The sequence below is a fragment of the Variovorax raffinosi genome (assembly GCF_051216615.1).
GTDB lineage: Bacteria > Pseudomonadota > Gammaproteobacteria > Burkholderiales > Burkholderiaceae_C > Variovorax.
On record NZ_JBPJZR010000009.1, the window covers coordinates 156,680 to 169,382 of the forward strand.

Genomic DNA, 12,703 nt, shown 5'->3' on the forward strand with positions numbered 1-12,703 from the left:
ATTAAGCGCCTTCCCCGACGAGGTTGAGCTCTTGACCCGGCTTCAGGGTCACATAGGCCTTGCGAACGTTGTCGCGGCGGCCGATGGACTTGCCAAAGCGCTTGGTCTTGCCCTTGGTGTTGAGCACCGACACGCCCTGGACTTCGACCTTGAACATCAGTTCAACAGCGGCCTTGATCTCGGGCTTGGTGGCGTCTTGCAGCACCTTGAAAGTGACAGCGTTCGACTTCTCGCCGACCATCGTTGCCTTTTCGGACACGATCGGGGCGACCAGCACCGCCATCAGGCGGCCTTCTTCGAACGTACGTTCAGCGGCGGTAGGGTTCACGCGGCTCATGCGAACATCTCCTTGAGCTTGTCGACGGCACCCTTGGTGACCAGCACCTTCTTGTAGTGAACCAGCGACACCGGATCGGCGTAACGAGGTTCGACCACGAGGATGTTGACCAGATTGCGCGAGGCAAGGTACAGGTTTTCGTCGACTTCTTCGGCGATCACGAGCACGGACTCGAGATTCATTGCCTTGAAACGGGCTGCCAGCGGCTTCGTCTTGGGCGAATCCACGGTCAGCGAATCCACCACGGCCAGACGGCCTTCGCGAGCGAGCTGCGAGAAGATGGCGGCCATGCCGGCGCGGTACATCTTCTTGTTGATCTTCTGCGAGAAGTTTTCGTCAGGCATGTTCGGGAAAATCCGGCCACCCCCACGCCACAGCGGCGAGGACGTCATACCGGCACGGGCGCGGCCCGTTCCCTTTTGCTTGAAAGGCTTCTTGGTCGAGTGCTTGACCTGTTCGCGGTCCTTCTGGGCGCGCGTGCCTTGGCGGGCGTTGGCCTGGAATGCAACGACGATCTGGTGAACCAGGTCTTCGTTGTAGTCACGGCCGAACACGGTCTCGGGGGCGTCGTACTTCGACGCGGCCTGGCCTTGTTCGTTCAGGAGTTCGAGTTGCATTACTTCGCTCCTTCAGCCGCTTGCGGCTTGGCCTTGATGGCGGGACGCACGGTGACAAAGCCACCCTTCGAACCCGGGATCGCGCCCTTGATGAGCAGCAGTTGACGCGCTTCGTCGATGCGGAACACATCGAGGTTTTGCGTGGTCTTGGTCACATCGCCGAGGTGACCCGTCATGCGCTTGCCGGGGAACACGCGACCGGGGTCTTGTGCCATGCCGATCGAGCCGGGAACGTTGTGCGAACGGCTGTTACCGTGCGAGGCGCGTTGCGAGCTCATGTTGTGGCGCTTGATCGTGCCGGCGTAGCCCTTGCCGATGGAAGTGCCTTGCACGTCCACCTTCTGGCCCACGGAGAACACGCTGCCGGCCGCGATCACGCCGCCAGCCTTGTGCTGACCTGCGGTTTCTGCGGTGACGCGGAATTCCTGGATGATTTCACCAGCTTCGACACCCGCCTTGGCGAGGTGGCCGGCTTCGGGCTTGGTCACGCGCGATGCTTTGCGCGAACCGAACGTCACCTGCAGGGCGACGTAGCCATCGGTCTCTTGGGACTTGATCTGGGTCACACGGTTGTTGGACACATCCACCACCGTGACAGGAACTGCGTCCCCGTCATCGGTGAAGAGACGCATCATCCCCACCTTGCGGCCCAGCAACCCGAGGGAGTTGCTCAGACTCATATGTTTTCTCCAAAAATGGAAATCCTCTTTCGCCACTGCCACTTCAATTGGCGACAGCGTTTGCACGGTTTCCCGCGCTACGTAAGAAGGTTGATAAATCTCTGCCCGAACAACACCCATGCGGACGCAACAAGGGCAGAGCCAAAGATTATAGCCCGCTATGCGGGCAGGGTGCAAGGGGCGCGTTCAGGCCGGATTCCAGGGGCTTTCGACCCTGCTTTTGCCCGTTTTTTGCCTATTTGGCAGGCATCGAGATGATGTTTTCCCCATCCGGCGTCGACTTGAGGTCCCCGCTCGACTTCAAGGCGGGCTTCACGGCGCCGGTCTGAATGGGAATGGAAATGGCGCTTGTCGCGTCACCCTGCTGAATGAATACATTCAGGTAAGCGAGGCCTTCGCCCTGGCTCACCACGGAGACGGTCGCACCGGTGCGCTTGCCCGCCGGCAACGCCAGCGTGCTGGCACCTGAGAGCGTGAGGCCGGTGTCGGTGGTAATACGAACCGTCGCGCCGTCCGGGTTGCTCACGCCGTCGAACTGCAGCACGACGGCCACCGCCTTGCCCGCCTGCGGCGTGCCTTCGAGTTGGTAGCGCAATGTGACGCCAGAGTCATTGGGCTTGCGGGCCGCAACCATCATGGGCGCCGCGCGATGTGCTGCGACGGAAGGCTTGTTGGCATTGCGCGGGGCTGGCACGCCGTCGGCCAAGGCCGGCACACAGAACGCCCCCACGGACAGGCACGCCACAGCAAGCATCGAATTTGAGCGAATGGTCATGGATGGCACCCTTCCCTATTGAATGGTGACGTTGAAGCACGTCTTGGTTCCTGAGTTGGCGGAGTCGGAAACCGCCAGAACGTAGTCACCGACCCCAAGGCCGACCTTGCCGCTCGATCGCGGGATCAATCCGCCACGATAGATGTCGAATTGAGGGACCGCACCGGCTGGACCGCCCCCGACGACAAACTGGTAATCACGATTCGCCGGCGCCGTGAAACGAAGGTACGCAAAGCTTCCCAGCTTGTTGTCACTACCGGCCACATTCGAAACGCAGGCCGTCGTCACCACTGGCACGGTCATTGCCGCTCCATACATCGGCAGCACGTCCGGGACTGCCGGCAGCCCGCCGGCATTCCCTTCCTGGTCACCATAAGGATCGTTGGCCACGGCACTGATCTTCTGAGCCGTCAACAAGCCAGCCAGCGCAGACCTGCTCTCCGGCGCCACGACGCCGAATGCCGAGGCAAACGGGTGGATCGACGTGACGGCAGCCCCGCTGCGGAAGGGCAAGCTCGTCATGGTGTTGTGGATCGGCCCGAAGCCGACTTGTTGATTGAGGTTCCAGAAAATCGCCTGGATCGAGGTTTCCCGATACCAACCCGGATTGGTCGAGGGTCCGGTCGTGAGGTCCAGGCTGCCTCCCCCGGCTTGCCTGGCTCCCTTTGAATCCACGTAGTTGCGCCGATTGAGCGCAATGCCTGACCAGGCATTGCCCCAACCCTCGGAAAACGCCAGGCGCCGGTCGACGCGATCGTCCCCCGTGTGATCGCCACCGGTCGAGTCGTCGCGGCTGAAGGAGGACTGATAGTAGTGACCCCATTCGTGCGCAATCACGGGCGCATCGAATTCATCGGTGTCGACATCTTCCTTGCCCAGCACGTAGATCTCGCGCCCGGTGCTTCGGTTGATGAAGAAAGTGGTGCCGATCTGGCCCGCCGCCACGCTGCCGCCCGCCGGTGCGTTGTCGGGACTCCAGAACACGCGCAGCACCGGAAACGCAGAAGCCGGCGCAACCGACAGGACCTTCTGCATGGCGGTGTAGACCGTATCGAGAATGGCGAAAGGCGCCGCCACGCGCTGTCCGGCGTACCTGGAGCCGTCCCAGCCGGTGGCGGCACGAAGATCGTGCGTCGATGCGACTGCGCCCGATGAGAACGCCGACGACTGCATGGAGTACAGGCCGCTCGCCCGGGTGTTGTCACGCACGCTGACATCCCAGCTCGCCCCGGGGGCGGTGCGGGTCAGTTGAGCCCGCACGCGCACAAAGACAGTCGAGTTCGCCGGAACGGTCAATGCGTAAGCACCGCTGTCGTCGGTGGTCGTCACTGCCAATTGCGCGGAAGAGGTGGCATCGACCGCCTCCACCGTGGCGCCACGCACCGGCTTGATCGAAGTGCTTGTGTAGACAAGACCTCCGTTCGGGTTCGGAACGGATTCGTAAGTGGCCGTGCCACTCAGGGTCACGGTAACTCCCGCCACAGGCGGAAGAATGGGAAACCCACCACCACCGCCGCCTCCTCCGCCCCCGCAGCCGGCAAGCAGTGTCGCCGCAAGGCAAGCCGCCGCACCGAATCCAAAGGAAAACTTGTTTCTCATAATGTGTGCTGCCCTCGTTTCAGCCCCGGCCAGCATGCTTATAAAAGCCGGTGCGCGAGGATGCCACAGCCACCCCGAAAAGCACAAAGCCCGCCTGCATTTCTGCAGGCGGGCTTTGTGTCAAAACGCGACGCGAAGCTGAATTACTGCAGCTTGATCTCGACGTCCACGCCGGCCGGCAGGTCGAGCTTCATCAGCGCGTCCACGGTCTTGTCGGTCGGGTCGACGATGTCCATCAGGCGCTGGTGCGTGCGGATTTCGAGCTGGTCGCGCGACGTCTTGTTGACGTGCGGCGAACGCAGGATGTCGAAACGCTTCATGCGGGTCGGCAGGGGCACGGGGCCCTTGACGATCGCGCCGGTGCGCTTGGCGGTGTCAACGATTTCGGCTGCCGATTGGTCGATCAGCTTGTAGTCGAACGCCTTCAGGCGGATGCGGATTTTTTGCTTGGTTGCCATGGTGATTCCTTTGCGTCCGGCTTAGATGTCGAGGATCTTGGCCACGACGCCCGAACCCACGGTACGGCCGCCTTCACGGATGGCGAAGCGCAGGCCTTCTTCCATCGCGATCGGGTTGATCAGCTTGACGGTGATGCTGACGTTGTCGCCAGGCATGACCATTTCCTTGTCCTTGGGCAGCTCGATCGCGCCGGTCACGTCCGTCGTGCGGAAGTAGAACTGCGGACGGTAGTTGTTGAAGAACGGCGTGTGACGGCCACCTTCGTCCTTGGACAGCACATACACCTCGGCGGTGAAGTGCACGTGCGGCTTGATCGAGCCGGGCTTGCACAGCACTTGGCCGCGCTCGACTTCTTCGCGCTTGGTGCCGCGCAGCAGCACGCCGACGTTGTCGCCAGCTTGACCTTGGTCCAGCAGCTTGCGGAACATTTCCACGCCGGTGCAGGTGGTCTTGACGGTCGGGCGGATGCCGACGATCTCGATTTCTTCACCGACCTTGATCACGCCACGCTCGACGGCGCCGGTCACAACAGTGCCGCGACCCGAGATCGAGAACACGTCTTCGACGGGCATCAGGAACGTGCCGTCCACGGCGCGCTCAGGCGTCGGGATGTACGTGTCCAGCGCTTCGGCCAGCTTCATGATGGCTTCTTCGCCCAGCTTGCCCTTGTCGCCTTCGAGGGCGAGCTTGGCCGAGCCGTGGATGATGGGGGTGTCGTCGCCAGGGAACTCGTACTTGTCGAGCAGCTCGCGCACTTCCATTTCGACCAGCTCGAGCAGCTCGGCGTCGTCGACCATGTCGCACTTGTTCAGGAAGACGATGATGTAACCCACACCCACCTGGCGAGCCAGCAGGATGTGTTCACGCGTCTGGGGCATCGGGCCGTCAGCGGCCGAGCACACCAGGATCGCGCCGTCCATCTGGGCGGCGCCGGTGATCATGTTCTTCACATAGTCAGCGTGGCCGGGGCAGTCAACGTGAGCGTAGTGGCGGTTGGCCGTTTCGTACTCGACGTGGGCGGTGTTGATCGTGATGCCGCGGGCCTTTTCTTCAGGCGCTGCGTCGATCTGGTCGTAAGCCTTGGCTTCGCCGCCGAACTTGGCCGACAGAACGGTTGCGATCGCAGCCGTCAGCGTGGTCTTGCCGTGGTCAACGTGACCGATCGTGCCCACGTTCACGTGCGGCTTGGTGCGGGTGAATTTACCTTTTGCCATTTTTCAATCCTTGAAAGAGCATGTCCCGTGTATTGGTTTTATGTCTGCACCCGATTGCTGGTTCGCCTCGCACGGGAACGTGGCGGCACCGGATCGCAGACAACGAAGGCCGCGCACTGCGCGACCCTGCATTCTTTTCAATCAGTTGGGGACAGAGCAAATTTGCTGCGCAAATCTTGGTCTGTCCCGCAAAGACATTACTTAGCGCGAGCAGCCACGATGGCTTCAGCAACGTTGCGCGGAGCTTCAGCGTAGTGCTTGAACTCCATCGTGTACGTGGCACGGCCTTGCGACATCGAACGCAGCGTGGTCGAGTAGCCGAACATTTCCGACAGCGGCACTTCGGCCTTGATGGCCTTGCCGCCACCGATCATGTCTTCCATGCCCTGCACCATGCCGCGGCGTGAGGACAGGTCGCCCATCACGTTGCCGGCGTAGTCTTCAGGCGTTTCGACTTCCACGGCCATCATCGGCTCCAGGATCACGGGGCTGGCCTTGCGGGCGCCTTCCTTGAAACCGAAGATCGCGGCCATCTTGAACGCCATTTCGTTCGAGTCCACGTCGTGGTACGAGCCGAAGTGCAGCGTGACCTTGACGTCGACGACGGGGTAGCCCGCCAGCACGCCCTGCGTCAGCGCTTCAACAACGCCCTTTTCCACTGCGGGGATGTATTCGCGAGGAACCACACCGCCCTTGATGGCGTCGACGAATTCGAAGCCCTTGCCAGCTTCTTGCGGCTCGAGCTTCAGGATGACGTGACCGTACTGGCCCTTGCCGCCCGACTGGCGAACGAACTTGCCTTCGGCATCTTCGACGGTCTTGCGGATCGTTTCGCGGTAAGCCACTTGCGGCTTGCCCACGTTGGCTTCCACGCCGAACTCGCGCTTCATGCGGTCCACGATGATTTCGAGGTGAAGCTCGCCCATGCCGGCGATGATGGTCTGGCCCGATTCTTCGTCGGTCTTGACGCGGAACGACGGGTCTTCCTGTGCCAGGCGTTGCAGGGCGATGCCCATCTTTTCCTGGTCGACCTTGGTCTTCGGCTCAACAGCTTGCGAGATCACCGATTCCGGGAACACCATGCGCTCGAGCGTCAGGATGGCTGCGGGATCGCACAGGGTTTCGCCCGTGGTCACTTCCTTCAGGCCGATACAGGCAGCGATGTCGCCAGCGCGAATTTCGCTCACTTCGACGCGGTTGTTCGCATGCATCTGCACGATCCGGCCAATGCGCTCTTTCTTGCCACGCACCGGGTTGTAGACGCTGTCGCCCTTGGTCAGCACGCCGGAATAGACGCGCACGAAGGTCAGCTGGCCGACGAACGGATCGGTCATGAGCTTGAATGCGAGCGCGGAGAACTTTTCGCTGTCGTCGGCCTTGCGGGTCGTCGGCACTTCGTCTTCGTCCATGCCCTTGACCGGCGGGATGTCCGTCGGTGCGGGCATGTATTCGACGACGGCGTCGAGCATGGCTTGCACGCCCTTGTTCTTGAAGGCCGAACCGCACAGCATCGGCTGGATTTCGCCAGCGATGGTGCGTTGGCGGATCGCAGCCTTGATTTCGGCTTCGGTCAGCTCATTGCCTTCGAGGTACTTGTTCATCAGCTCTTCGCTCGCTTCGGCAGCGGCTTCGACGAGCTTTTCGCGGTATTCGGCGCAGACGGCGGCCAGGTTGGCCGGGATTTCGCCGTAGGTGAACGTGATGCCCTTGTCTTCGTCCCAGATGATCGACTTCATTTTCACGAGGTCGACGATGCCCTGGAAGTGCTCTTCGGCACCGATCGGGATCTGGATCACGACAGGGTTGGCCTTCAGGCGGTCCACCATCATCTGGCGCACGCGCAGGAAGTCGGCGCCGGTGCGGTCCATCTTGTTGACGAACGCGAGGCGCGGAACCTTGTACTTGTTGGCTTGGCGCCAGACGGTTTCCGACTGGGGCTGCACGCCGCCGACGGCGTCGTACACCATGACAGCACCGTCCAGCACGCGCATCGAGCGCTCGACTTCAATGGTGAAGTCCACGTGGCCGGGGGTGTCGATGATGTTGATGCGGTGTTCTTCGAACTTGCCAGCCATGCCCTTCCAGAAGCAGGTGGTGGCAGCCGAGGTGATCGTGATGCCGCGCTCTTGCTCTTGCTCCATCCAGTCCATCGTGGCGGCACCGTCGTGCACTTCACCGATCTTGTGGTTCACACCGGTGTAGAACAGGATACGTTCGGTCGTCGTGGTCTTGCCAGCGTCGATGTGCGCGGAGATGCCGATGTTGCGGTAGCGCTCGATGGGGGTCTTGCGGGACATGATTTACTTTCGGGTTGAAATGCGTTGAGCGCTGGGCCCCGAGTACGGGCACAACGCCCGACACTCGACACCCAACGCCCAAGCGAAGTTTGATTTTTAGAAGCGGAAGTGGCTGAACGCCCGGTTGGCTTCTGCCATGCGGTGCACTTCATCGCGCTTCTTCATGGCACCGCCACGGCCTTCCGTGGCTTCCATCAGTTCGTTGGCCAGACGCAGGGCCATCGACTTTTCACCGCGCTTGCGGGCAGCTTCCTTGATCCAGCGCATCGACAGGGCGAGGCGACGGACGGGGCGCACTTCGACCGGCACTTGATAGTTCGCACCGCCAACGCGGCGCGACTTCACTTCGACCATCGGCTTCACGTTGTTGATGGCAACGGTGAATGCTTCGAGAGGGTCCTTGTCCGGGTTCTTCTTTTCGATGAATTCGAGCGCACCGTAAATGATGCGTTCGGCAACAGCCTTCTTGCCGCCTTCCATGATCACGTTCATGAATTTGGACAGCTCGACATTGCCGTACTTGGGATCCGGCAGGATTTCACGTTTGGGGACTTCGCGACGACGTGGCATTTTTTTAACCTCTTTGCTTCAGTTGGCACCGTTTCCGGTACCGCGAGAGCCAGCTGGAACTCTCACTTACTCGACCCGACATTGGGTCACTTCGCTCGACAAGCCCGCCAAGGCCATCGAACACCGTTTGTTTTCTGACGACAGGAAGGCTTAAGCCTTCTTGGGACGCTTTGCGCCGTACTTGGAACGCGACTGCTTGCGGTCTTTCACGCCTTGCAAGTCGAGCGAACCGCGCACGATGTGGTAGCGAACACCGGGCAAGTCCTTGACACGACCGCCGCGAACCAGCACGACGCTGTGTTCCTGCAGGTTGTGGCCTTCGCCGCCGATGTAGGAGATGACTTCGAAGCCATTGGTCAGACGGACCTTGGCAACTTTACGAAGCGCCGAGTTGGGCTTCTTAGGCGTCGTGGTGTAGACGCGGGTGCAGACACCGCGACGTTGCGGCGAGTTCTGCATGGCAGGGCTCTTCGAATTGATCTTTTCGACCGTTCGACCCTGACGCACCAGTTGATTGATGGTTGGCATGAATGAATAAGTCCCAAAACAGCCCGGTTTTGACTGTGAAGCCGCCCTTGTCGTGACGCAAGGAAACCGGGAGATGACGAAAACGTGAAACCCTTCGGAAAATTCCGAAAAGCCCACGAGTATAGCAAATGAGCCTGAAACGGCAACGTCTGCGGAAACCGGCGTGGGCCGGGGCAGCCTCAGCCGCCCTGCAGCCTTACTTGATCCAGAGGCGCACGGCGTCCCAGGCGCGGCCGAAGACACCTGCCTGCTCGACCGCCTCCAGCGCGACCAGCGGCACGTCGGCCAACGGCTGGTCGTCCAGGGTGACCTTGAGCGAGCCCACGGGCTGGTACTTGGTGAACGGCGCCACCAGCGGATCGGGGCGCGACACCTGCGTCTTGATCTTGCTGGCGCTGCCGGCGGGCACCGCGACCACGATGGCTTCCGGACGGCCCAGCTTCAGGATGTTGGCCTTGCCCTTCCAGACGGCCGGAGTGGCGGCCGGCTGACCAGCGTCGAACAGGCGGACGGCGTCGTACGCCGTGTAGCCCCAGTTCAGCAGCTTTTGTGATTCGTTGGCGCGCGCCGTCTCGCTCGAAGCACCCAGCACGATCGACAGCAGGCGGCGGCCGCCAGTCAGGTTGGGGAAGTCGCGCCTGGCGGTCGCAATCATGCAGTAGCCGGCCGCTTCGGTATGGCCGGTCTTCAGGCCGTCGACGGTCGGGTCGCGGAACAGCAGCAGGTTGCGGTTGGTGTCGTTGGTCGACGGCGTGCCGGGGTAGCGGTACTTCTTGATCGCGTAGTACTTGGCTTCCTCGGGGAAATCGCGCACCAGGCGCGTCGCAAGGATGCTCAGGTCGCGCGCCGTGGTCGTGTGGCCGGGTGTCGTCAGGCCTTCGGGGTTCTTGTAGCTCGTGTTCTTCATGCCCAGCGCCTTGGCCTGGGCGTTCATGAGTTCGACGAAATGCTCCACCGTGCCGCCCACGCCTTCGGCCAGCGCCACCGTGGCGTCGTTGCCCGACTGCACGATCAGGCCCTTGATGAGGTCTTCGACCGGCACCTGCATCTTGGGGTCGATGAACATGCGCGAGCCGGGCATCTTCCAGGCGCGCGGGCTGACAGGAAAGGTCTGGGTGAGCGTGATCTTCTTTGCGCGCAGTGCGTCGAACACCACGTACGCCGACATCAGCTTGGTCAGCGAGGCCGGCTCGACCGGGCTGTCGATGTCCTTCTGCGCCAGGATCTGGTTGGCGGTCACGTCGAGCAGCAGGTAGCTGCGCGCGGCAACTTCGGGCGGCGCCGGCATCTGGGCGGCGGCGATCAAACTGACGGATGCAATGGCGGCAAAGACCAGCGCGCGGAGCGCGCCCAGAAAACGATTCATGGGGAGTGTGGAAAGAGACGGAAACAAGGCCGAAAGGCCGTCAGGCACTGCCCGCGCGCAGATGGCGGACTACCAGACTTTTGAGCAGCGGCAATTGTCCGTGAAAGAAATGGCCGCCCCCGGGGACGACTGTGACAGGAAGTGACTGCGGCCGCGCCCAGTCCATCACCGCGGACAGCGGCACGGTGTCGTCGGCTTCGCCATGGACCACCAGCGCCCGCTCGTGCGCCTCGACGGGCAGCGTGGCGACGGTGTTGCGCGCGGCGGCGGTCCCCACCAGCACGATCTGCCGCAGGTCACGCTCGGCCCAGAGCTTTGCGACAGCGCCACTGGCGACGAAAGCACCGAAGGAAAAGCCGGCGATCGCCAGCGGACCTTCGGGGGCGAGTTGGCCGATGACGTTGAGCATGTCTTCCAGCTCGCCACGCCCTTCGTCGTGCACGCCTTCACTGGCACCCACGCCGCGGAAGTTGAAGCGCACCGAGGTCCAGCCGCTGGCGACAAAGGCACGTGCCAGTGTCTGCACGACCTTGTTGTCCATCGTGCCGCCGAACAGCGGATGGGGATGGGCGATGACCGCGATGCCGCGCGAAGCGTCGGCCGGTTGATCGCGCTGCACCTCGATCACGCCGGCGGCGCCCTGGAGGCTGATCTTTTCGGTCTGGGAGTTCATGGCACTGTCGGTGTAGTGGCCGCCGGCCGGGCCGGCGTCGTGCACGGTACGAGCACGGGGTCTTCGGGAAAGTTCAGCGGCCGACGTCGGCAGGCAGCAAGAGCCGCTCGACGACCTGCCCGTTCTTCAGGTGCGATTCGACGATCTCGTCGATGTCGTCGGCATCCACGAAGGTGTACCAGACGGCTTCGGGATACACCACCGCCACCGGCCCACCCGCGCAGCGGTCGAGGCAACCGGCCTTGTTCACGCGCACTTTGCCGGGCCCGGCAAGACCCGCCTCCTTGACCTTCGCCTTGCAGCGATCGAAACCTTCCTGCGCGTTGTGCAGGGCACAGGAGTCTTCGCCGTTCTTGCGCTCGTTGAGACAAAAGAAGATATGGCGGCCGTAGTAACCGGACGGCACGGCAGAGGTGGGACTGGACATCGGCCGATTTTAGTGACCGGCCCCTCAGGCCGTCGTGACGGCACCGGGCCGCCCCCGGCGCGACAGGGCAGCCACCACATAGGCCAGCACCGCGAACGGCCAGGCCCACCCCAGCCACTGCGCCAGCCCGTGAAAGCGAATGAAGCGCCCCTGCTCCCACGTGGCCAATGTCTGCGCGAAGTACGCGCTCTCGGGCGCCTGGTTCAACAGGCTCAACTGGAGCACGAGCCCCACCAGCAACAAGGCGGCGCACAGGCGGCGCGGCGCGAACAGCAGCAGCACGCCGGCAAAGAGCGCCGCCGCCATGCCGACCTGAACAGGCAGGTCCATCCACGCCCACGCATGCGAGGGCCCATAGCTCAATGCAGCCGACAGCGCCGAGGCCGCGATGCCGGCCAGCAAGGTCAGCGGCAGCAGAATGGCGCGCTGGACGACCGAGCGCGCCACCAGATAGCCCAGCAGGCACGGCACCAGCGCCCCAAGCATCACGCACAACAACTCCACCGCCGGCACCAGCGGCTCGAGCTCGAACTGCCGCAGCGGCAACCAGTCGATGAAAGGCGTGTCGAGCAGCCACTCGGAGATCGCGACCTCGAGCCGCTCGAACACCTGCCCCAGCCCGAAAGTGACGGCGGCCGGAAAAAGCAGCGCAAAAGGCCAGAGCGCGAGCAGCACCAGCGCGCCGCGTGCGTCTTCAACGAACCACTGCGAACGCGCACGGCTCCAGTGCGCGACGGCACCCAGCCGCTCCAGCGCCGCGGCCAACACCGCGCCGACGAGCGTGCCCACCGTGTTGAGCCCCAGGTCGACATTGGACGGAATGCGGACAGGCAGGTAGCTCTGCAGCGTCTCCATCGCAAAGGCGATCGCTGCGCCGGCCACCGTGGCGCGCAGCACCGCGCGCCACACGCTGGCGCTGCGGCGGGTGCGCAGCACTGTCAGGGCGCACAGGAAGCCGAAGGGCACGTAGCCCACGACATTGATCGCCAGGTCGAAGCCCGTCCAGTACTTCGGCCATGGCGCCGACAGATAGGCCCAGGGCGCAATGCCCTGGTCGCGCCAGTCGGCAAAGGGATAGAGGCTGGCGTAGACGATCAGCGCCGCATAGGCAAGCGCCAGGGGGAGCGCGGCGGACTTGTGCGACCTCTCCACCGTGTGCAC

General features: G+C 62.8%; 14 protein-coding genes. All 14 read right to left on the reverse strand.

Going from position 1 to position 12,703, the window contains the following annotated elements; all coding sequences use genetic code 11:
• Position 1 precedes the first annotated feature (1 nt).
• The 14 genes from rplW to ACSFB7_RS25135 all read right to left on the reverse strand — a co-directional run bounded on the left by rplW (position 2) and on the right by ACSFB7_RS25135 (position 12,694).
• Positions 2 to 337 carry a 50S ribosomal protein L23 gene (gene rplW, locus ACSFB7_RS25070; RefSeq protein ID WP_007838129.1) on the reverse strand — a complete coding sequence of 112 codons (336 nt, stop codon included), beginning with the start codon at positions 335 to 337 and terminating at the stop codon, positions 2 to 4.
• Complete coding sequence (rplD, locus tag ACSFB7_RS25075; protein WP_013543942.1) at positions 334 to 954, reverse strand: 50S ribosomal protein L4; 621 nt, start codon at positions 952 to 954, stop codon at positions 334 to 336. The genes rplW and rplD overlap by 4 nt, the downstream gene beginning before the upstream one ends.
• Positions 954 to 1,634: a 50S ribosomal protein L3 gene (gene rplC, locus ACSFB7_RS25080; RefSeq protein WP_435475209.1), complete on the reverse strand. Its 681-nt coding sequence runs from the start codon at positions 1,632 to 1,634 to the stop codon at positions 954 to 956. Before rplC ends, rplD begins: the two co-directional genes overlap by 1 nt.
• Positions 1,635 to 1,869: 235 nt before the next feature.
• Positions 1,870 to 2,409, reverse strand: a complete 540-nt coding sequence (locus ACSFB7_RS25085) for a hypothetical protein (RefSeq protein ID WP_435474975.1) — start codon at positions 2,407 to 2,409, stop codon at positions 1,870 to 1,872.
• A gap of 15 nt (positions 2,410 to 2,424) precedes the next feature.
• Positions 2,425 to 3,876, reverse strand: a complete 1,452-nt coding sequence (locus ACSFB7_RS25090; protein ID WP_435474976.1) for a hypothetical protein — start codon at positions 3,874 to 3,876, stop codon at positions 2,425 to 2,427.
• A 275-nt stretch (positions 3,877 to 4,151) separates the two neighbouring features.
• On the reverse strand, positions 4,152 to 4,466 hold the full coding sequence (gene rpsJ, locus ACSFB7_RS25095) for a 30S ribosomal protein S10 (protein ID WP_007838118.1): 315 nt from the start codon (positions 4,464 to 4,466) through the stop codon (positions 4,152 to 4,154).
• Positions 4,467 to 4,487: 21 nt separating this feature from the next.
• A complete protein-coding gene (tuf, locus tag ACSFB7_RS25100) occupies positions 4,488 to 5,681 on the reverse strand; it encodes an elongation factor Tu (RefSeq protein WP_013539103.1) in 1,194 nt (397 codons plus the stop codon).
• Positions 5,682 to 5,878: 197 nt separating this feature from the next.
• Entirely contained in the window at positions 5,879 to 7,978 is a 2,100-nt protein-coding gene (gene fusA, locus ACSFB7_RS25105; RefSeq protein WP_435474978.1) for an elongation factor G, read from the reverse strand.
• A gap of 96 nt (positions 7,979 to 8,074) precedes the next feature.
• Positions 8,075 to 8,548 carry a 30S ribosomal protein S7 gene (rpsG, locus tag ACSFB7_RS25110; protein WP_101491328.1) on the reverse strand — a complete coding sequence of 158 codons (474 nt, stop codon included), beginning with the start codon at positions 8,546 to 8,548 and terminating at the stop codon, positions 8,075 to 8,077.
• 150 nt (positions 8,549 to 8,698) lie between these two features.
• Positions 8,699 to 9,076 carry a 30S ribosomal protein S12 gene (gene rpsL, locus ACSFB7_RS25115; RefSeq protein ID WP_013543948.1) on the reverse strand — a complete coding sequence of 126 codons (378 nt, stop codon included), beginning with the start codon at positions 9,074 to 9,076 and terminating at the stop codon, positions 8,699 to 8,701.
• Positions 9,077 to 9,272: 196 nt separating this feature from the next.
• The gene (locus ACSFB7_RS25120; protein WP_435474979.1) at positions 9,273 to 10,442 is read right to left on the reverse strand and encodes a D-alanyl-D-alanine carboxypeptidase family protein; all 1,170 of its coding nucleotides are present in this window, start codon (positions 10,440 to 10,442) and stop codon (positions 9,273 to 9,275) included.
• A gap of 40 nt (positions 10,443 to 10,482) precedes the next feature.
• Entirely contained in the window at positions 10,483 to 11,115 is a 633-nt protein-coding gene (locus ACSFB7_RS25125) for an alpha/beta hydrolase (RefSeq protein ID WP_435475210.1), read from the reverse strand.
• Positions 11,116 to 11,188: 73 nt separating this feature from the next.
• Positions 11,189 to 11,542, reverse strand: a complete 354-nt coding sequence (locus tag ACSFB7_RS25130) for a (2Fe-2S) ferredoxin domain-containing protein (RefSeq protein ID WP_435474981.1) — start codon at positions 11,540 to 11,542, stop codon at positions 11,189 to 11,191.
• Positions 11,543 to 11,566: 24 nt separating this feature from the next.
• Positions 11,567 to 12,694 (reverse strand): VanZ family protein, encoded by a 1,128-nt coding sequence (locus ACSFB7_RS25135; protein WP_435474982.1) that lies wholly within the window; start codon positions 12,692 to 12,694, stop codon positions 11,567 to 11,569.
• Positions 12,695 to 12,703: the final 9 nt, after the last annotated feature.